The organism is Enterobacter cloacae complex sp. 2022EL-00788, from assembly GCF_026627565.1.
Taxonomy (GTDB): Bacteria; Pseudomonadota; Gammaproteobacteria; order Enterobacterales; family Enterobacteriaceae; genus Enterobacter; species Enterobacter pasteurii.
Genome location: NZ_JAPNMC010000003.1, coordinates 90,864 through 110,091, shown reverse-complemented (window position 1 = coordinate 110,091; position 19,228 = coordinate 90,864). Strand labels below are relative to the sequence as shown.

Here is a 19,228-nt window from a genome sequence, read left to right as displayed (position 1 = left end):
CGATAGATAATTGTGATGTACTAACAGCTATCTATCATCCTGACGAAAAAAACGGGCATTGAGAAGAGGGAGGGCGAACGGAGCGCAATGCCGTTCGCCATAAACGCAATTATCGCTAAATTTTTAACGTTTCGATAACGGCCTGGCGCGCGCCGAGGCGGGCGATGCGCCGGTACGCCCCGTCTATCGCGTCGACAAAGACAGGGTTTTGCGGCAGGTCGTCGCCAAAAATTTCTTTTAGCGTCAGCAGGGCGTTAACGCGCTCCGCGTCGCTGCTGGCTTCAGCAATCGCCCTAAATTTTTCGCTCAGCGGATCGCGCACGTCAATGGCGTTGCCCTGGTCGTCCGTCCCGCTGACGTAGCGCATCCAGCCTGCGACGCCCAGCGCCAGCAGTGGCCAGGGGGTCTGGCGCGCAAGATGCACGCGGATCCCGTCCAGCAGGCGTTGCGGCAGCTTCTGGCTACCGTCCATTGCAATTTGCCAGGTGCGGTGCTGTAGCGCCGGGTTCGCAAACCGCTCGATGAGGCTGTCGGCATACGCCGTAAGATCGACGTCGGTGATGCGCAGCGTTGGCGCCTGCTCGTTCAGCATCAGCCTGCGGGCGGCCTCGCGGAAGCTGTCGTCCTGCATACATTCATTAATATGCGCGTGTCCGGCAAGGTAGCCGAGATAAGCGAGGAAGGAGTGGCTGCCGTTCAGCATCCGCAGCTTCATCTGCTCCCAGGGCAGAACGTCCTGCACCATCTGCACGCCTGCGGCTTCCCACTCCGGGCGTCCGGCGACAAAGTTATCTTCCACTACCCACTGAATGAACGGCTCACAGCTGATGGCACACGGATCGTCAACGCCCAGCTCCCGGGTAATTTCCGCGAGCGAGGCGTCGGTGGCGGCGGGAACAATTCTGTCGACCATGGTACCAGGGAAGCTCACGTGCGCCTCTATCCAGCCGGCCAGCTCTGCGGACCGCTTCGTGGCCATGCCGAGTACGGCGTTTTTCACAACGTGGCCGTTGTCGGGGATATTATCGCAGGAGAGCACGGTAAACGCCGGCAGCCCCCGCTCGCGGCGGCGATGAAGCGCTTCGACCAGGATCCCCGGCGCGGAATGCGGCTCGGAAGGGTGTTCCAGATCGTGAAGTATGCGGCCGTTTTGCATGTCCAGCCTGCCGGTTGCCGGATCGATGCAATACCCCTTTTCGGTAATGGTGAGCGAGACAATCGCCACCTGCGGTTCGCAGAACTTTTCGATAATGGCTGCCAGCGAGTCGAGTTTCGCATTCAGGCATTCATTTACCGCCCCGACGATGATGGGCTGGTTGCCATCGGCGCCTTTCTCCAGCACGGTGAACAGATGATCCTGCGCCCTAAGCTGGCTCATGAGGACATCGCCGCTAAAAAGACTAATCTCACAAATACCCCAGTCGCCTCCTCTGGCGTTAAGTACCCGGTTTGTTAACAGCGCCTGATGCGCCCGATGGAACGCGCCGAAGCCGAAATGGACGATGCGGGAGCGCAGTAGCGCGCGATCGTAGCGGGGCTGCTGGACGTGGGCAGGAAGCGCGGTGGAGGCAATAGTCTTCATGAAGTACACACCTGATTAACCATTAATTAACAATGCCAGTGTAAAGTTATATGACAACAAATTGAATTGGTAAGCCGTAAATATCCCCGTTATGTGAGTTTGATCAATCAATGCCGCCTGCTGTATTGACCACTGACGGTAAACATGTATGGTAGTCGTCATCGAAGACATTCATATTGGTATAACAACTTGCGAGGGTGGGGCAATGGAACAAACCTGGCGTTGGTACGGGCCGAACGATCCGGTTTCTCTTGATGATGTGCGTCAGGCTGGCGCAACGGGTGTGGTCACGGCGCTGCATCATATTCCGAACGGCCAGGTGTGGCCGGTTGAGGAAATTCAAAAGCGTCAGGCACAGCTGGCCGAGAAAGGGCTAACCTGGTCTGTTGTGGAAAGCATTCCGGTTCACGAAGATATCAAAACGCATTCCGGCGAGTGTGAAACCTGGATTGCGAACTATCAGCAAAGCATTCGTAACCTGGCGGCCTGCGGTATTGATACCGTCTGCTATAACTTTATGCCGATTCTGGACTGGACGCGTACCGATCTGGAATATGAAATGGCGGACGGTTCAAAGGCCCTGCGCTTCGATCAGATTGCCTTTGCGGCTTTTGAGTTGCACATTCTGAAGCGTCCGGGTGCGGAAGCAGATTACACCGCCGATGAGCAGCAGCAGGCGCTGGCGTGGTTCAATGCCGCCAGCGAAGCGGAGAAAGAAAAGCTGGTCCGCAACATCATCGCTGGCCTGCCGGGGGCGGAAGAAGGGTATACCCTCGACAGGTTCCGCGCGCGCCTGGCGGAATATGGCGATATCGATAAAAACCAGCTGCGCGAAAACATGGCGCACTTCCTGCGCGCTATCGTGCCGGTGGCTGAAGAGGCTGGCGTGCGGCTGGCGGTTCACCCGGACGATCCTCCGCGCCCCATCCTTGGCCTGCCGCGTATCGTGTCGACCATTGAAGACATGCAGTGGCTGAAAGAGACGGTGGATAGCATTTACAACGGCTTCACCATGTGTACGGGCTCTTACGGCGTGCGTGCGGATAACGATCTGGTGCGGATGATTGAAACCTTCGGCGATCGCATTCACTTCACGCACCTGCGCGCAACCTGCCGTGAAGAGAACCCAAAAACCTTCCACGAAGCCGCGCACCTGGGCGGTGACGTGAACATGGTTGCGGTGGTGGACGCCATTCTGACGGAAGAGGCGCGCCGGAAGAAGGCGGGGGATTTACGTCCTATCCCGTTCCGTCCGGACCACGGCCACCAGATGCTGGACGATCTGCGTAAGAAAACGAACCCAGGGTATTCGGCGATTGGCCGGCTGAAGGGCATGGCGGAAGTGCGCGGTATTGAGCTGGCGCTGAAAATGACGAAATATCCAGAGCTGCTGTAAAGGGTGTTGTCGGACTATCCGACCAGCAAAAATACAAAAACCGGCCTCAGGGCCGGTTTTTCGTGAGATACGCTAAGCGTATCAGTCAGCGCGACCCATATAGCGTTTTTCTTCGATATGGATGCGGATTTTCTCACCAGCAGACAGGTATTCTGGCACCTGTACGACCAGGCCGGTGGTCAGTGTAGCCGGCTTGTTACGCGCGCTCGCAGACGCGCCTTTGATGCCCGGTGCCGTTTCAACGATTTCCAGATCGACCGTCTGCGGCAGCTCCAGCGCCAGCAGCACGCCGTCCCAGGTCAGCACCTGCATGTCCGGCATCCCGCCTTCAGGAATGAACAGCAGCTCTTCTTCAATCTGATCTTTGGTGAAGATATACGGGGTGTAGTCTTCTTTATCCATGAACACGTATTCGTTGCCGTCGATATAGGAGAAATCAACGTAGCGACGGGTCAGGGTCACGGTATCCACGATATCGTCACCTTTGAAGCGTTCTTCCACCTTCAGGCCGGTACGGACGTCGGCGAAGCGCATTTTGTACAGCGTTGCTGCGCCACGGGCGCTCGGTGCCTGAATATCGATATCTTTCACAAACAGCAGTTTGCCGTTGTAATTCAGTACCATACCTTTCTTAATTTCGTTCGCTCTTGGCATTGCAGTAATCCTGTTTACGGGAGGTAAAAAATATCGCGCCAAATTACTCGCGCGCGGCCTTTCAGGCAAGCGGAATTCGTGGGTTTTGCTATCAATACATAAAAGGTGTTACTGTGCGCGCAATGCCCGACCGCACGGGCGTTTGCCACCAGCAGAGAGCATTTATGGATTGTCGTTCCGACTGTGGCGCGTGCTGTACCGCACCGTCCATCTCAAGCCCCATTCCAGGAATGCCGGACGGCAAGCCTGCCAATACCCGCTGCGTTCAGCTCTCTGATTCCAACCTGTGTATGATCTTTGGCTCGCCCCTGCGCCCGAAGGTGTGCTCCGGCCTACAGCCAACCGCCGAAATGTGCGGCAGTACGCGGCAGCAGGCCATCACCTATCTTCTTGAGCTGGAAGCGCTCACCGCGCCTTAGACGTCCTTAATACGCGTCAGGCAGCCTAGCGTCAGGACGCACATCACCAGCGCAATCCAGAACACCGTATGATAGTTCCAGATTTCTGCCACGATGCCCGCCAGCGAGCCTGCAATAATCCAGCCCACGCGGGTGGTATTAGTATAAAGGGTGGTGGCAGCGCCTGCCTGACCCGGCATCAGATCCTGGAAGTAGAGCATGCCGATACCGGCCAGAATGCCGATATAAATGGCGTTCAGCAGCTGTAAAGCAAGAAGCAGAGCGGGCATATGGACCGTCAGCATGCCGACATAAAACAGCAGCCCGGCAGCGGCGGCAATGCGCATCAAAAAGCGCTTTCCGAAACGCTTCGCGTAATAGCCCGCAATCAGCATGGTGGGGATCTCAAGCCCTGCGGCGGTACCCATCATGATCCCGGCCAGCTTCTCGGGCAGATGCAGCTCATCAATAATAAACAGCGGCATATTAATGATATACAGGCTGTTCGTTCCCCACATCAGCGTACAGATAATGAATAACAGCAGCGCGTCGCGCCGGTTACGCCGCGGTGCTTCCAGCGTACCGGTTGCCACTTTTGGCTCTTTACGCATGGATGGCAGAAAGAACCAGACCATCGCGCCGCACACCACGAAGGCTACCGCCGCGCTGAGGTACATCACCGTAAAGCCAAAACCCATTGCCAGCGCGTAGGCGAGCGGGGGACCAATCACCCACGCCAGCGACACCTGAGCGCGCAGTATCGAGCTGAACATCACCGCTTCCCGCCCGGTACGGTCGGCGTGCTCGCGGGCAAGGGCGAACATTTGCGGGTTGGCGGTGGAGCCAAAGCTGCTCAGGAACACGCCCACAAACAGCAGGATGAAATAGTTACGGTTCCAGGCAAACAGCAGGCAGGCAAACACCCCGAGCAGGCAGCAGAACACGATCAGGCTTTTGCGGTCGCCTTTGCGGTCTGAACGCCCGGCAAGAAACTGGCTGACGAGAATGCCGATGATGGCGCTCCCGGTAAAGAAGAAGCCGACCATCGCCGGGCGCGCGTGGACTTCATTGGTCAGAAACAGGCTCAGGGTAGGCGTTTGTAACGCACCGGCAATCCCGGTGAGGAAAGCGACTATCAAAAACGCCGTTGACGTCAAATCAAAGGGCTTTGGTGAGGCGGCAGCGGGGGTGTTATGCATGGTCAGTATTTGCGAGTGACAGGGAGACGCGGAGTTTACGCCGCCCGTCATTAAATAAACAGAGGGTGAGGTCAAGATTGCCACAAAAAATCAAAATGCCATTTCAGTTTATTGAGCCTGCGCTGAAGCGTGCTGAACCTGTTTGCTGAACATCAGCAAAACGTCACGGTGTGAAGAAGAAATGTGCTGCACTTCTAAATTCTGATACACGAAACGTAACTTTTCTTGCAACCTTCTGAAGAAAAGACAAGACTTCTTGAAACGTTTCAGCGCTATCTTGTTTGTCCTGATGGAGCAGGTTAGCGCCTATTTTCTCAGTTAAGCTGAAACGATTCAATTTCAGCAGGAGAGGAGAACCATGTTCCAGTTATCTGTTCAGGATATCCACCCGGGCGAACAGGCCGGGAATAAAGAAGAGGCTATTCGCCAGGTCGCCGCTGCTCTCGTGCAGGCTGGCAACGTGGCTGACGGCTACGTCAACGGCATGCTGGCGCGCGAGCAGCAGACCTCCACCTTCCTCGGCAACGGCATTGCTATCCCGCACGGCACCACGGACACCCGCGACCAGGTGCTGAAAACCGGCGTACAGGTTTTCCAGTTCCCTCAGGGCGTGCTCTGGGGAGACGGTCAGGTGGCTTACGTGGCTATCGGCATCGCGGCCAGCGGTGACGAACACCTGGGTCTGCTGCGTCAGCTGACCCACGTGCTGAGCGATGACTCCGTTGCTGAACAGCTTAAATCCGCGACCACCGCTGAAGAGCTGCGCGCGCTGCTGATGGGCGAAAAGCAGAGCGAAGCGCTGAAGCTCGACAATGAAACCCTGACGCTGGACGTCGTCGCTTTCGATCTGGTCACCCTCCAGGCGCTGAATGCGGCGCGCCTGAAAGAGGCGGGCGCGGCTGATGCCGTCTTCGTCACGCGCGCCATCAACGACAGGCCGCTGAACCTGGGCCAGGGCATCTGGCTAAACGACAGTGCTGAAGGCAACCTGCGCAGCGCTATCGCCGTCAGCCGCGCTGCTGCTGCCTTTGACGCAGACGGCGAGCGTGCGGCAATGCTGGTGACCGTCGCCATGACCGACGACCAGCCGGTTGCCGTGCTGAAGCGTCTGGGTGACCTGCTGCTGAACAATAAAGCTGAAAAACTGCTGAACGCCGACGCGGCAACGGTGCTGGCGCTGTTGACCAGCGACGATGCGCTGAAGGACGACCTGCTGAGCGCAGAGTACGTGGTGCGTAACGAACACGGCCTGCATGCCCGTCCGGGAACCATGCTGGTGAATACCATTAAACAATTTGAGAGCGAGATCACCGTGACCAATCTGGATGGTTCGGGTAAGCCTGCCAACGGGCGCAGCCTTATGAAAGTCGTCGCGCTGGGCGTGAAGAAAGGACACCGCCTGCGTTTCACCGCGCAGGGAGCAGATGCTGAACAGGCGCTGAAAGCGATTGGCGATGCCATCGCGGCCGGTCTGGGGGAGGGCGCATAATGAGCAGACGTGTTGCGACCATTACGCTGAATCCGGCCTACGATCTGGTGGGCTTCTGCCCGGAAATAGAGCGTGGCGAAGTTAACCTGGTGCGAACCACCGGCCTGCATGCCGCAGGGAAAGGAATTAACGTGGCGAAAGTGCTGAAAGATCTCGGCATCGACGTCACCGTTGGCGGATTCCTCGGTAAAGACAACCAGGACGGTTTTCAGCAGCTGTTCAGCGAGCTGGGCATCGCTAACCGTTTTCAGGTTGTACAGGGCCGTACCCGTATCAACGTAAAGCTGACCGAGAAAGACGGTGAAGTGACCGATCTGAACTTCTCGGGCTTTGAGGTTACCCCGTCTGACTGGGAGCGCTTCGTTGCCGATTCCCTGAGCTGGCTGGGACAGTTTGACATGGTGTGCGTCAGCGGCAGCCTTCCGTCCGGCGTCAGCCCGGAAGCCTTCACCGACTGGATGACCCGTCTGCGCAGCCAGTGCCCTTGCATTATTTTCGACAGCAGCCGCGATGCGCTGGTCGCCGGACTGAAAGCCTCTCCATGGCTGGTTAAGCCTAACCGCCGCGAGCTGGAGATCTGGGCTGGCCGTAAGCTGCCAGAATTAAAGGATGTGATTGACGCTGCCCATGCGCTGCGCGAGCAGGGTATCGCTCACGTGGTGATTTCGCTTGGCGCAGAAGGTGCCCTGTGGGTTAACGCCTCCGGGGAATGGATTGCTAAACCCCCTTCAATGGAAGTGGTCAGCACCGTGGGTGCCGGGGATTCCATGGTTGGCGGCCTGATTTATGGCCTGCTGATGCGGGAATCCAGTGAACATACCTTACGTCTTGCTACCGCCGTTGCGGCCCTGGCCGTAAGCCAGAGCAACGTCGGCATTACCGATCGTACCCAGTTAGCCGCGATGATGGCGCGCGTTGACTTAAAACCGTTTAACTAACAGCAGGAGAGGAATAATGAAAACGCTGCTGATCATTGACTCCGGTCTCGGACAGGCTCGTGCCTATATGGCGAAGACCCTGCTGGGCGCGGCGGCACAAAAAGCGCACCTGGATATCATTGATAACCCGGGTGATGCCGAAATGGCGATTGTTCTGGGCGATAAAATCCCCGCCGACAGCGCCCTGAACGGCAAAAAAGTGTGGCTGGGCGATATTAACCGCGCGGTGGCACACCCTGAACTGTTTCTGAGCGAAGCAAAAGGTCATGCCGCGGTTTACAGCGCACCCGTTGAGGCGGCGCCGGTTGCGGCCACCGGGCCGAAGCGCATCGTCGCGGTAACGGCGTGCCCGACGGGCGTGGCTCATACCTTTATGGCGGCAGAGGCCATTGAAACCGAAGCGAAAAAACGCGGCTGGTGGGTGAAGGTTGAAACCCGTGGCTCCGTGGGCGCAGGTAACGCCATCACGCCGGAAGAGGTCGCTGAAGCCGATCTGGTTATCGTGGCGGCAGATATCGAAGTGGATCTGGCGAAGTTTGCCGGCAAGCCGATGTATCGCACCTCTACCGGCCTGGCGCTGAAGAAAACCGCGCAGGAATTTGACAAGGCGCTGGCGGAAGCCAAACCGTATCAGGCAACCGGTGCGGCTAAAACCCCGACCGAAGGGAAAAAAGAGTCTGCGGGCGCGTATCGTCACCTGCTGACCGGCGTCTCCTATATGCTGCCGATGGTGGTAGCGGGCGGCCTGTGTATTGCGCTCTCCTTCGCCTTCGGTATCGAAGCGTTTAAGGAGCAGGGCACGCTGGCGGCGGCGTTAATGCAGATTGGCGGCGGCTCCGCCTTCGCGCTGATGGTGCCGGTACTGGCTGGCTTTATCGCCTTCTCTATTGCCGACCGTCCGGGCCTGACGCCGGGTCTTATCGGCGGCATGCTGGCGGTAAGCACCGGTTCAGGCTTTATTGGCGGTATTATTGCCGGTTTCCTGGCTGGCTACGTGGCGAAGCTGATTAGCTCGAAGCTGAAGCTGCCGCAGAGCATGGAAGCGCTGAAGCCGATCCTGATCATCCCGCTGATTTCCAGCCTGGTGGTCGGTCTGGCAATGATTTACCTGATCGGTAAGCCGGTCGCGGGCATTCTGGAAGGCCTGACCCACTGGCTGCAAACCATGGGGACGGCGAACGCGGTTCTGCTGGGCGCTATCCTCGGCGGTATGATGTGTACCGACATGGGTGGTCCGGTAAACAAAGCGGCATACGCGTTTGGCGTTGGCCTGCTGAGTACCCAGACCTATGCGCCGATGGCGGCGATCATGGCGGCAGGCATGGTGCCACCGCTGGCGCTCGGCCTGGCGACGATTATTGCCCGTCGTAAGTTCGATAAAGCGCAGCAGGAAGGTGGGAAAGCGGCGCTGGTGCTGGGCCTGTGCTTCATTACCGAAGGCGCAATCCCGTTTGCGGCGCGTGACCCAATGCGCGTTCTGCCCTGCTGTATCGTAGGCGGTGCGGTAACGGGCGCCATCTCTATGGCGGTGGGTGCGAAGCTGATGGCGCCGCACGGCGGTCTGTTCGTTCTGCTGATCCCAGGCGCAATCACTCCGGTGCTGGGTTACCTGCTGGCGATTGTTGTCGGTACGCTGGTGGCGGGCCTGTCTTACGCGGTGCTGAAGCGCCCGGAAGCGGAAGCGGTCGCCAAAGCGGCATAAGCGTTAACGCAATAAAAAAGCCGGGTCGCATTACGCGCCCGGCTTTTTTTATGCCGCCTGTTCAGCGGTCTGCTGCGCTTTCAGCCAGGCAATTTCTTCCGCCCAGATATCCGGGTTGATGGTTTCCAGCACCATCGGAATGCCGTCGAAGCGGGCGTCCTGCATAATAAAGCGGAACGCATCGTGGCCAATATTGCCTTCGCCCAGGCTGTGGTGGCGGTCAACGCGGCTGCCGAAAGCGCTTTTCGCATCGTTTAAGTGCATGCCGCGCAGGTAGTTAAAGCCAACAATCCGCTCGAACTCGTCGAAGGTGTTCTTCGTTGCCTCGGTCGTGCGCAGGTCATAGCCTGCCGCAAACGCGTGGCAGGTATCAATGCACACGCCCACGCGGGATTTGTCTTCCACGCCGTCGATGATCGCCGCCAGATGTTCGAACCTGAAGCCCAGGTTGCTGCCCTGACCGGCGGTGTTTTCAATCACCGCCGTCACGCCTTTGGTTTTATCCAGCGTTATGTTAATGGACTCGGCAATGCGCGCCAGGCAGGCGTCTTCATCGATCTGCATCAGATGGCTACCCGGATGGAAGTTGAGCAGCGTCAGGCCCAGCTGCTCGCAGCGCTGTACCTCATCCAGGAACGCTTCACGGGATTTTTCCAGCGCCTCAGCAACCGGGTGGCCGAGGTTAATCAGATAGCTGTCGTGCGGGAGGATCTGGCCTGGCCCATAGCGGTACTTCTCGCAGGCGGCCCTGAAGCTATCAATCACTTCAGCGGTGAGGGGAGCAGCGCGCCACTGGCGCTGATTTTTGGTGAACAGGGCGAAGGCGGTCGCCTCGATTTCGGCGGCACGAATGGCGGCATTCGCAAGGCCACCGGCAGCGCTAACGTGCGCTCCAACATATTTCATAAAAAGACTCCTGTTAACCCGAAACGCCTATGATAACGGGTTAACAGGAGAAGGACGAGATGGTTTATGCCAGCAGGCTGTGTACGGCGAGGTTAATCGCGCCGCCGCCCACAATCAGCCAGATGAAGAGCACCAGCGCCATCAGCAGCGGCTTCGCACCGGCTTTTTTCAGGGCGCTCACGTGCGTGGTTACGCCCAGCGCCGCCATCGCCATGGCCAGCAGTACCGTATCCAGCGTGACCAGCATATCCACCACCGCCTTGGGCAGCAGGTGGAAGGAGTTAAAGATGGCAACCACGATGAACAGGATCGCAAACCATGGAATGGTGATTTTACTTTTCTCGTTGCCGCCCGCCGGCGCCAGCTGTTTAACCCGCGCCGCCAGGAAAATCAGGAACGGTGCCAGCATCATTACGCGCAGCATTTTAGCGATGACCGCCGCGTTTTCCGCATCCGGACTGATGGCGTGACCTGCCGCTACCACCTGCGCCACTTCATGCATGGTTGAACCGATATAGATGCCGTAGGTTTCCGGGCTGAACCAGTGCGCCACCAGCGGGTACATGGCCGGATAGAGGAAGATCGCCAGCGTACCGAAGATGACTACCGTCGCGACGGCCACCGTGACTTTACTGGCCTCGGCCTTAACCACCGGCTCCGTCGCCAGCACCGCGGCCGCGCCGCAGATGCTGCTGCCAGCACCAATCAGCCAGCTGGTTTGTTTGTCGAGCCCAAAGATCTTCTGGCCGATGAAGCACGCCAGTAAAAAGGTGCTCGTAAGGGTCAGGACGTCGATGGCAATCCCGCTGACGCCCACATCCGCAATCTGCGAAAAGGTGAGGCGAAAGCCGTAAAGGATGATCCCGAGACGCAATAAATGCTGTTTGGCGAAAATAACGCCCCCGTCACAGGATTTCCAGATGTGCGGATAAACGGTATTCCCGACGACCATGCCGAGCAGAATGGCCAGCGTTAAGGCGCTGAACCCTGCACCGGCCACCGCCGGAATGCTGCCGCCCCATAAGGCGACACCGGTAACCACGGCGCTGAGCGCAAGACCCGGCACGAAGTGCCACACTATACGATGATGTTGTAAGGTGATTTCTGACATAACCTTCTCCTTTGTCTGGCTAAAGGTTACGGCGCTCTGGCTTAAAAATAAAATTGATTATATATTTATAATCAATCTTTATAAGTGGTAAGCAACCATGCACATTACATTGCGTCAGCTGGAAGTTTTTGCCGAAGTGCTGAAGAGCGGCTCGACGACCCAGGCGTCACAAATGCTGGCGCTCTCGCAGTCTGCCGTCAGCGCGGCCTTAACCGATCTTGAAGGCCAGCTGGGCGTCCAGCTGTTCGACAGGGTAGGGAAGCGGCTGGTGGTGAACGAACATGGCCGACTGCTCTACCCGCGCGCGCTGGCGTTGCTGGAGCAGGCCGTCGAAATCGAACAGCTGTTCCGCGAGGACAACGGTGCGATCCGCGTGTACGCCAGCAGCACGATCGGTAACTATATTCTGCCGGAAGTGATCGCCCGCTACCGCCGGGATTTCCCGACCCTGCCGCTGGAGATGAGCGTGGGCAACAGCCAGGATGTCATCAACGCGGTGATTGATTTCCGCGTGGATATCGGGCTTATCGAAGGGCCATGCCACAACGTCGATATCATCGCCGAACCCTGGCTGGAAGACGAGCTGGTGGTGTTTGCGTCTCCGGCCTCTTCTCTACTGCAGGGCGAGGTCACGCTGGAGCGGCTGGCGCAGGCCCAGTGGATCCTGCGAGAGCAGGGATCCGGCACGCGTGAGATTGTCGATTATCTGCTGCTCTCGCACCTGCCTCATTTCCAGCTGGGCATGGAGCTGGGCAATTCAGAGGCGATTAAGCACGCCGTACGCCATGGTCTGGGCATTAGCTGTCTTTCCCGACGGGTGATTGCCGAGCAGCTGGAAACCGGATCGCTGGTTGAGATCCCCGTTCCGCTGCCGAAGCTGGTGCGCACATTATGGTGCATCCACCATCGCCAAAAGCACCTTTCCAGTTCGCTGCAGCGTTTTCTGCGCTACTGCGAGATGTAAAATCGCCCCTCACCCTGGCCCTCTCCCCAAAGGGGAGAGGGTGTTTTAAGTCCCCTCTCCCCTTTGGGGAGAGGGTTAGGGTGAGGGGATAGACCCTATTTATGCTTTACTTATAATCCTGGCCGAGTCATGAAGCTCTCTTATAACTGAGCATTTCTGCCGGAAGGAACGCGGATCGTCTGCTACAATCGCGCCTCATTTATTGAATGGACAGCATTTTCACATGGTTTCAGAAACTAAAACCACAGAAGCGCCCGCGCTACGTCGCGCACTTAAGGCGCGTCACCTGACGATGATCGCCATTGGCGGATCTATCGGTACAGGTCTTTTCGTTGCCTCTGGCGCAACGATTTCGGCAGCAGGCCCGGGTGGGGCACTATTCTCTTATATCCTGATTGGCCTGATGGTGTACTTCCTGATGACCAGCCTGGGCGAACTGGCAGCCTATATGCCGGTATCGGGTTCGTTTTCGACCTACGGTCAGAAATACGTTGAAGAAGGCTTCGGCTTCGCGCTGGGCTGGAACTACTGGTACAACTGGGCGGTGACTATCGCCGTGGATCTGGTCGCCGCACAGCTGGTGATGACCTGGTGGTTCCCGGACACGCCGGGCTGGATCTGGAGTGCGCTGTTCCTTGCGGTGATTTTCCTGCTGAACTACATCTCCGTTCGCGGCTTTGGCGAAGCGGAATACTGGTTCTCTTTGATTAAAGTGGCAACCGTCATCATCTTTATCGTCGTCGGTGTGGCGATGATCGTTGGTATTTTCAAAGGGGCTGAACCGGCCGGGTGGAGCAACTGGAGCATAGGCGATGCGCCGTTTGCCGGAGGCTTCTCGGCGATGATTGGCGTGGCGATGATTGTCGGCTTCTCCTTCCAGGGCACCGAGCTGATTGGCATTGCGGCCGGTGAATCTGAAAACCCGGAGAAGAACATTCCTCGCGCGGTGCGTCAGGTGTTCTGGCGTATCCTGCTGTTCTACGTATTCGCGATCCTGATTATCAGCCTGATCATTCCGTACACCGATCCAAGCCTGCTGCGTAACGACGTGAAGGACATTAGCGTCAGCCCGTTCACGCTGGTCTTCCAGCACGCGGGGCTGCTCTCTGCGGCGGCGGTAATGAACGCGGTGATCCTGACGGCGGTGCTGTCTGCGGGTAACTCCGGCATGTACGCGTCCACCCGTATGCTCTATACCCTGGCCTGCGACGGCAAAGCGCCGCGTATTTTCTCGAAACTGTCCCGCGGCGGCGTGCCGCGCAACGCGCTGTACGCGACCACGGTGATTGCCGGTCTGTGCTTCCTGACCTCCATGTTCGGCAACCAGACGGTGTACCTGTGGCTGCTCAATACCTCCGGTATGACGGGCTTCATCGCCTGGCTGGGCATTGCCATCAGCCACTATCGTTTCCGCCGCGGCTACGTCAAGCAGGGCCACGATCTGAACAACCTGCCGTACCGTTCAGGGTTCTTCCCGCTGGGGCCGATTTTTGCCTTCGTTCTGTGCCTGATCATCACCCTGGGCCAGAACTACGAAGCCTTCCTTGCGGACACCATCGACTGGGGCGCCGTGACGGCCACCTATATCGGTATTCCGCTGTTCCTGATTATCTGGTTTGGCTACAAGCTGACGAAAGGAACCCGCTTCGTTCGCTACAGTGAAATGGATTTCCCGGAACGATTTAAACGCTAAACGCACTTCCTCTCTTTAAGCCCGCTCATTTGAGCGGGCTTTTTTATGGGCAGATCAGAAGCTGTAGGTCATGCCAACCGTATAGCGTCGCCCGTCAAGCACGGTGTCATACGTATCGTAATCAATCTGCTTATCAAGCACGTTATACACACCGGCGGTAACAAGCAGGTTTTTATTCGCGTTGTAGCGCAGACCGACATCAACCTGAGTGTAGGACGGCGTGCCCTGGGACATTGACGTACGGCTCAGATACTCGGACGTTTTACCGCGAAGGTTCAGACGGCTCCAGAAACCGACGTCGGGCGTCGCCTGCCAGTCCAGGGTGGTGTTGAACATGTGCTTAGGCATCTTGTTCAGCGGCTTGCCGGAGAACTGACCGCTCTTCTGCTCGGATTCGGTATAGGTATAGTTTGCGGTCCAGTTCACATCGCGCGAGATTTTCCAGCCGAAGGAGGACTCCACGCCGCGCATGTTGGCTTTGTCCACGTTGACGCGGTCGCTCACGAAATCATAGCTGTGATCGCCAATCGTACAGGCGGGATCGGCGCTGCTGTTACAGCGGCGAACTTCCGTAATCTTGTCCTTGAAGTCGGTATTAAACAGCGTCACGCCGGCATTCAGGTTATCGTTGTTATCCCAGAGCAGGGCGAGCTCTTCGCTCAGGCTCTTCTCTGGTTTCAGATCCGGGTTGCCAACGATGATACCGTCAAGACGGCCGCCACCCGTTACCTGGCCCCAGCTGGCGGAAGACTGACGCAGATCCGGCGCCCGATAGCCAGCCGAAACCCCGCCTTTCAGCGTCCACTGTTCGGCCAGGTGCCATACGCCGTAACCGCGCGGCGTCCAGTTCGTCCCGTAGTTTTGGTCTTTGTCCATACGCAGGCCACCGGTCAACGTAAAGCTTTCCGTCATTGACCATTCATCTTCGGCAAACAGGGCCCAGCTCCAGCGCGTCAGTTTGTTCAGGCCGTCCGCAGCTTCCAGCTGATTGCCCTTGTCGCGCAGTTTCTCATACCGATACTGCCCGCCGAGGGTCAGGGTATGATCGCCGAGGAAAATCTGGTTCTGGTTGTTGAAGGTGGTGTTATACGAGCGCATTTTGCGACCTGGGTTATTGGTCTCTTCCTGCTGGATATAGCTGGTGGAATTGAAGTCGTCGTAATACCCGCTGTGGGTTAAGGAGTAAGTTGTATGCTCATAGCGCGAGTCGCTTTTGGTATTTGGCTTACAGGTCGTTCCCCGGCAGGTTTCAGCCGCTTTCGACATGCCTGGCGTGCTGTTTCTGTCCTGAAGCTCACGAGCAAAATCAAGATCGAAATCGTTCTTCTCGTCCGGCGTAAAGTTCAGCGTAATGCCACCGTTACGCATTTTCTGCTCGTTATACCCGTTCACTATCTTATCTTCGGCGCGGCGTGACAAAAGCCCCGTCACTTTTGCGCCCAGCAGGCCGTCAATCAGAGGACCTGAAGCGTAGGCGTTGGTCTGGAAGATGTCGCCGGAATCATGGTTTTCCTGGAAGGTTGCATCGCCATGCAAAGAACCGGTCCAGGCTTTGGTGTTCGAGACTTTTTTGGTAAAAACGTTGATGACACCACCCATAGCATCAGAGCCGTAAAGCGAGGACATCGGGCCGCGGATGACCTCGATGCGCTCTATGGACTCCAGTGGCGGCAGCCAGCCTTGTTCAATACCCGAGTTATCGCTGTTTGGGCGGGTGCTTCGCGTACTGACGCGTTTGCCGTTCACCAGAAACAAGGTGTACTGAGATGCCATACCGCGAATGCTGATATCACTGCTACTCCCGCCGCCAGTGACGACAACGCCCGGGACGTCTCTCAGGGCATCGGTAACATCACGGTAGGCTTTATCTTCAATCTGCTGTTTCGAAATAACAGAGATGGAGGCGGGGGCATTCTGGATCTTTTGTTCAAAACCCGTCGCGGTGACGACAACGGTGTCCTGATCGGCTGCGTGAACGAAGGGGGTAAATGTGGCAGCGCCAACGGCGACGGCCAGGAGCTTAACGCGGAGTATTGTCATTTGTACATTCCATATAAAAAGAATAAAACTCCATCGGGATAACCCTGAGAACTGTATGTTTTTGTCTTTTAAGAACTCTTTGAGATGGAGAAGAGCCTGGAATTGTACAAAAGAATGTAGAATTGTAAACACAAATGATAATTGAAATCATTTGTGTTTGATGTAAATAAAAAAAACCGGTCTGGTTTCAAGCGGATAGGATTATGTAAATGAGGGGGAGGGGATAGGCCCGGTATACAGGAGTCTACCGGGCAAAAGGCCGAACTTACCTGAACAAATGCTCCGCATGGAAGCGGAGATGGTCCTCAATAAAGGACGCCATAAAGTAATAGCTGTGGTCGTATCCCGGCTGGATGCGCAGCGTCAGCGGCCAGTCTTTCTGACGCGCCGCTTCGGCCAGCACCGCAGGCTGTAGCTGCCCGGCGAGGAACTGATCCGCATCACCCTGATCGATAAGCATCGGAATCGCGTCTTCCGTCCGGCTTGCCAGCATCAGCGCGCAGCTGTCCCATTCCTGCCATTTTTGTACATCTTCCCCCAGATAGGCCGTAAAGGCTTTTTGCCCCCACGGTACCTGCGTTGGGTTCACGATGGGCGCAAATGCCGACACGCTCGCGTACTTACCCGGATTTTTCAGCGCCATTATCAGCGCGCCGTGGCCGCCCATGGAGTGACCGCTAATCGCGCAGCGCTCGCTCACCGCGAATTCTGACTGAATCAGTGCAGGTAGTTCATCACGGACATAATCATACATGCGGTAGTGGCTCGCCCACGGCTGCTCGGTGGCGTTCAGATAGAATCCGGCGCCTTTGCCTAAATCGTACGCGGCATCGTCCGCCACATCATCCCCTCGCGGGCTGGTGTCTGGCATCACCAGCGCGATGCCCAGCTCAGCGGCAATACGCTGGGCTCCCGCTTTAGTGGTGAAGTTTTCGTCATTGCAGGTCAGGCCTGAAAGCCAGAACAGAACCGGTGGATTTTCCGTCGGTGGGAGGAAAATGCTGAACGTCATGGCGCAGTTCAGGACGGTGGAGTCGTGCCGCCAGCGCTGCTGTCGACCTTCAAAACAACGATGCTCTTCGAGCAGTTCCATGCAGGGCTCCTTATACGGAAGACTATTCATGAAACTCATAATACAGAGTTTTCATTGACCTGTGAGCAACTTTCACTTTCGCAGGACGGCGAGATGTTGCATCATGATTTTACTTTTCTTTAACATTTGGAGCGATCATGGCGCTGCGTATCGCGCTCAGCGGATTTGTGGTTCTGGTCGTGGCGATGGGGATAGGGCGCTTCGCCTTCACGCCTCAGGTGCCGCTGATGATTGCCGCCGGGCAACTCACGCTCACCAGCGCGGGGCTGGTCGCGGCGATGAACTATCTGGGCTATCTGGTAGGCGCGTGGGATGCCATGCGCGCCCATCGCTTCGTTGAAACGCGTCTCTGGCTGGGCATTGGCGGCGCGGTGGCGCTGACGCTGCTCTCCGCGGCGGCAGATAACGCCATCGTTCACGGCCTGCTGCGCTTTGTGATTGGCTGCATGAGCGGCTGGTCGATGGTGCTGATTGCCGCCTGGACCAACGAGCGGCTGGGGCAGCTGGGCAAGCCGGGGCTGAGTGCGGCCGTCTTTGCCGGTCCCGGTGCCGGTATTGCCCTGAGCGGCCTGCTGGCGGTCTATATTCAGGCGAAATCCCTGTCCGCCGGAGCGGCATGGCAAATTTACGGCGTGCTGGCGCTGGTGCTGATTGCGCTGGTGGCCCGGTATCTGCCGCGTGCGGGTCAGCTTCATCGTCCGGGTTCCGCACCTGAACCGCTGCTGCTGACCGCAGATTTAAAGCGCCTGGTCTGGAGCTACAGCCTGGCGGGGTTTGGCTATATCCTCCCGGCGACCTTCCTGTCGCAAATGGCGACCGTGCGCTTTCCCGGCAGCCTGTTTGCCCAGTTTGTCTGGCCGATTTTTGGCGCCGCCTCGGTGGTGGGAATTGCCCTCAGCATCATCCTGCGCCATACCTCGACGTCCAACCGCAGGCTGGCGATTGTCCTGTGGCTACAGGGCGTTGGCGTGCTGGCGGCATGGCTCCTGCCGGGCATTGGCGGTTTGCTGACGGGCGGGCTGCTGGTGGGCGGCGGTTTCCTCTGCGCCGTACAGCTCTCCCTTTTATACGGGCGCGAGCTGGCGCCAGACCACACGCGCTACATGGCGGGACTGCTCACCACCGGGTATGCCATCGGTCAGCTGATCGGTCCGGTCACCTCGGCCCTGTCGACCTGGCTTACCCACCGGCTGGAGCCTGCGCTTGGGCTGGCCGGTATCGCGCTCTTTGTTGCTGGCGGCCTTGTCTGGAATCGTCACGCTGAAAGGCAACAGCAATTGCAATAATTATCGTCGTGAATACTGGATTATGTGCGTCGCCTCACGCACAATGAGCGCACACTTTTGCCACAACGAGGGCAAAAGACGCCACACCTGCAGGAGAAAAGAATGCCATCACTCAGTAAAGAAGCAGCCCTTGTCCATGAAGCGCTGGTTGCGCGCGGTCTTGAAACGCCACTGCGCCCGCCCGTGCAGGAACTGGACAATGAAACCCGCAAGAGTCTGATCGCCGATCACATGACGGAGATCATGCAACTGCTGAATCTCGATCTGAGCGACGACAGCCTGATGGAGACGCCGCACCGCATTGCAAAAATGTACGTCGACGAAATTTTCTCCGGCCTGGACTACGCGAACTTCCCGAAAATTACCGTCATTGAAAACAAGATGAAGGTTGATGAGATGGTGACGGTGCGCGATATCACGCTGACCAGCACCTGTGAACATCACTTCGTGACGATCGATGGCAAAGCGACGGTGGCCTATATTCCTAAAGATACGGTGATCGGCCTGTCCAAAATCAACCGCATCGTGCAGTTCTTTGCCCAGCGTCCGCAGGTGCAGGAGCGTCTGACGCAGCAGATCCTGACCGCGCTGCAAACCCTGCTGGGTACCAACAACGTGGCGGTGTCCATCGACGCGGTACACTACTGCGTGAAGGCCCGCGGCGTACGTGATGCCACCAGCGCGACCACCACCACCTCGCTGGGCGGTCTGTTTAAGTCGAGCCAGAACACCCGCCAGGAGTTCCTGCGCGCCGTGCGTCACCACAACTAAGCAGAC

The 19,228-nt window shown here is 57.5% G+C and carries 16 protein-coding genes; 9 read left to right on the top strand and 7 right to left on the bottom strand.

Annotation, left to right across the window (positions count from 1 at the left end; genetic code table 11):
* Nucleotides 1–115: 115 nt before the first annotated feature.
* Nucleotides 116–1,582, bottom strand: a complete 1,467-nt coding sequence (locus OWK27_RS05330; RefSeq protein WP_267589976.1) for a mannitol dehydrogenase family protein — start codon at nucleotides 1,580–1,582, stop codon at nucleotides 116–118.
* Between the two features lie 205 nt (nucleotides 1,583–1,787).
* Between OWK27_RS05330 and uxuA the strand changes: the two genes are divergently transcribed.
* On the top strand, nucleotides 1,788–2,978 hold the full coding sequence (gene uxuA, locus OWK27_RS05325) for a mannonate dehydratase (protein WP_148419863.1): 1,191 nt from the start codon (nucleotides 1,788–1,790) through the stop codon (nucleotides 2,976–2,978).
* 81 nt (nucleotides 2,979–3,059) lie between these two features.
* Here uxuA and yeiP read toward each other — a convergent pair whose 3' ends face one another.
* Complete coding sequence (gene yeiP / locus OWK27_RS05320) at nucleotides 3,060–3,632, bottom strand: elongation factor P-like protein YeiP (RefSeq protein WP_267589975.1); 573 nt, start codon at nucleotides 3,630–3,632, stop codon at nucleotides 3,060–3,062.
* Nucleotides 3,633–3,796: 164 nt separating this feature from the next.
* Here yeiP and OWK27_RS05315 point away from each other — a divergent pair, with 164 nt between their 5' ends.
* On the top strand, nucleotides 3,797–4,051 hold the full coding sequence (locus OWK27_RS05315) for a YkgJ family cysteine cluster protein (protein ID WP_148420009.1): 255 nt from the start codon (nucleotides 3,797–3,799) through the stop codon (nucleotides 4,049–4,051).
* On the opposite strand, the gene setB is transcribed toward OWK27_RS05315, so the two are convergent.
* A complete protein-coding gene (gene setB / locus OWK27_RS05310; protein WP_267589974.1) occupies nucleotides 4,048–5,229 on the bottom strand; it encodes a sugar efflux transporter SetB in 1,182 nt (393 codons plus the stop codon). The genes OWK27_RS05315 and setB overlap by 4 nt on opposite strands.
* Before the next feature lie 358 nt (nucleotides 5,230–5,587).
* Between setB and fruB the strand changes: the two genes are divergently transcribed.
* The 3 genes from fruB to fruA are packed head-to-tail and all read left to right on the top strand — an operon-like array spanning nucleotide 5,588 to nucleotide 9,358.
* Nucleotides 5,588–6,718, top strand: coding sequence for a fused PTS fructose transporter subunit IIA/HPr protein (gene fruB / locus OWK27_RS05305; protein ID WP_267589973.1), 1,131 nt, complete (start codon nucleotides 5,588–5,590; stop codon nucleotides 6,716–6,718).
* Complete coding sequence (gene fruK / locus OWK27_RS05300) at nucleotides 6,718–7,656, top strand: 1-phosphofructokinase (RefSeq protein ID WP_148419860.1); 939 nt, start codon at nucleotides 6,718–6,720, stop codon at nucleotides 7,654–7,656. The genes fruB and fruK overlap by 1 nt, the downstream gene beginning before the upstream one ends.
* Before the next feature lie 16 nt (nucleotides 7,657–7,672).
* The gene (gene fruA, locus OWK27_RS05295; protein ID WP_242172108.1) at nucleotides 7,673–9,358 is read left to right on the top strand and encodes a PTS fructose transporter subunit IIBC; all 1,686 of its coding nucleotides are present in this window, start codon (nucleotides 7,673–7,675) and stop codon (nucleotides 9,356–9,358) included.
* A 48-nt stretch (nucleotides 9,359–9,406) separates the two neighbouring features.
* Here fruA and nfo read toward each other — a convergent pair whose 3' ends face one another.
* Both nfo and OWK27_RS05285 read right to left on the bottom strand, forming a co-directional pair.
* The gene (gene nfo, locus OWK27_RS05290) at nucleotides 9,407–10,264 is read right to left on the bottom strand and encodes a deoxyribonuclease IV (RefSeq protein WP_148419858.1); all 858 of its coding nucleotides are present in this window, start codon (nucleotides 10,262–10,264) and stop codon (nucleotides 9,407–9,409) included.
* 64 nt (nucleotides 10,265–10,328) lie between these two features.
* Nucleotides 10,329–11,375: a YeiH family protein gene (locus OWK27_RS05285; protein ID WP_267589972.1), complete on the bottom strand. Its 1,047-nt coding sequence runs from the start codon at nucleotides 11,373–11,375 to the stop codon at nucleotides 10,329–10,331.
* Nucleotides 11,376–11,472: 97 nt separating this feature from the next.
* Between OWK27_RS05285 and yieE the strand changes: the two genes are divergently transcribed.
* Together yieE and OWK27_RS05275 are read left to right on the top strand one after the other, a co-directional pair.
* Nucleotides 11,473–12,339 (top strand): DNA-binding transcriptional regulator YeiE, encoded by an 867-nt coding sequence (gene yieE / locus OWK27_RS05280; protein WP_148419856.1) that lies wholly within the window; start codon nucleotides 11,473–11,475, stop codon nucleotides 12,337–12,339.
* A gap of 223 nt (nucleotides 12,340–12,562) precedes the next feature.
* Nucleotides 12,563–14,032, top strand: coding sequence for an amino acid permease (locus tag OWK27_RS05275; RefSeq protein ID WP_252004426.1), 1,470 nt, complete (start codon nucleotides 12,563–12,565; stop codon nucleotides 14,030–14,032).
* A 54-nt stretch (nucleotides 14,033–14,086) separates the two neighbouring features.
* On the opposite strand, the gene OWK27_RS05270 is transcribed toward OWK27_RS05275, so the two are convergent.
* Nucleotides 14,087–16,072 (bottom strand): ligand-gated channel protein, encoded by a 1,986-nt coding sequence (locus tag OWK27_RS05270; RefSeq protein WP_267589971.1) that lies wholly within the window; start codon nucleotides 16,070–16,072, stop codon nucleotides 14,087–14,089.
* Between the two features lie 265 nt (nucleotides 16,073–16,337).
* Nucleotides 16,338–17,165 (bottom strand): S-formylglutathione hydrolase, encoded by an 828-nt coding sequence (gene fghA / locus OWK27_RS05265; protein ID WP_267589970.1) that lies wholly within the window; start codon nucleotides 17,163–17,165, stop codon nucleotides 16,338–16,340.
* A 137-nt stretch (nucleotides 17,166–17,302) separates the two neighbouring features.
* Here fghA and OWK27_RS05260 point away from each other — a divergent pair, with 137 nt between their 5' ends.
* Together OWK27_RS05260 and folE are read left to right on the top strand one after the other, a co-directional pair.
* Nucleotides 17,303–18,451, top strand: a complete 1,149-nt coding sequence (locus OWK27_RS05260; RefSeq protein WP_176609885.1) for a YbfB/YjiJ family MFS transporter — start codon at nucleotides 17,303–17,305, stop codon at nucleotides 18,449–18,451.
* 102 nt (nucleotides 18,452–18,553) lie between these two features.
* The gene (gene folE, locus OWK27_RS05255; RefSeq protein ID WP_148419851.1) at nucleotides 18,554–19,222 is read left to right on the top strand and encodes a GTP cyclohydrolase I FolE; all 669 of its coding nucleotides are present in this window, start codon (nucleotides 18,554–18,556) and stop codon (nucleotides 19,220–19,222) included.
* Nucleotides 19,223–19,228: the final 6 nt, after the last annotated feature.

Bases quoted from the DNA above. Each gene is read 5' to 3' on its own strand.
- OWK27_RS05330 (WP_267589976.1), bottom strand. From the start codon at position 1,582: ATGAAGACTATTGCCTCCACCGCGCTTCCTGCCCACGTCCAGCAGCCC.
- uxuA (WP_148419863.1), top strand. From the start codon at position 1,788: ATGGAACAAACCTGGCGTTGGTACGGGCCGAACGATCCGGTTTCTCTT.
- yeiP (WP_267589975.1), bottom strand. From the start codon at position 3,632: ATGCCAAGAGCGAACGAAATTAAGAAAGGTATGGTACTGAATTACAAC.
- OWK27_RS05315 (WP_148420009.1), top strand. From the start codon at position 3,797: ATGGATTGTCGTTCCGACTGTGGCGCGTGCTGTACCGCACCGTCCATC.
- setB (WP_267589974.1), bottom strand. From the start codon at position 5,229: ATGCATAACACCCCCGCTGCCGCCTCACCAAAGCCCTTTGATTTGACG.
- fruB (WP_267589973.1), top strand. From the start codon at position 5,588: ATGTTCCAGTTATCTGTTCAGGATATCCACCCGGGCGAACAGGCCGGG.
- fruK (WP_148419860.1), top strand. From the start codon at position 6,718: ATGAGCAGACGTGTTGCGACCATTACGCTGAATCCGGCCTACGATCTG.
- fruA (WP_242172108.1), top strand. From the start codon at position 7,673: ATGAAAACGCTGCTGATCATTGACTCCGGTCTCGGACAGGCTCGTGCC.
- nfo (WP_148419858.1), bottom strand. From the start codon at position 10,264: ATGAAATATGTTGGAGCGCACGTTAGCGCTGCCGGTGGCCTTGCGAAT.
- OWK27_RS05285 (WP_267589972.1), bottom strand. From the start codon at position 11,375: ATGTCAGAAATCACCTTACAACATCATCGTATAGTGTGGCACTTCGTG.
- yieE (WP_148419856.1), top strand. From the start codon at position 11,473: ATGCACATTACATTGCGTCAGCTGGAAGTTTTTGCCGAAGTGCTGAAG.
- OWK27_RS05275 (WP_252004426.1), top strand. From the start codon at position 12,563: ATGGTTTCAGAAACTAAAACCACAGAAGCGCCCGCGCTACGTCGCGCA.
- OWK27_RS05270 (WP_267589971.1), bottom strand. From the start codon at position 16,072: ATGACAATACTCCGCGTTAAGCTCCTGGCCGTCGCCGTTGGCGCTGCC.
- fghA (WP_267589970.1), bottom strand. From the start codon at position 17,165: ATGGAACTGCTCGAAGAGCATCGTTGTTTTGAAGGTCGACAGCAGCGC.
- OWK27_RS05260 (WP_176609885.1), top strand. From the start codon at position 17,303: ATGGCGCTGCGTATCGCGCTCAGCGGATTTGTGGTTCTGGTCGTGGCG.
- folE (WP_148419851.1), top strand. From the start codon at position 18,554: ATGCCATCACTCAGTAAAGAAGCAGCCCTTGTCCATGAAGCGCTGGTT.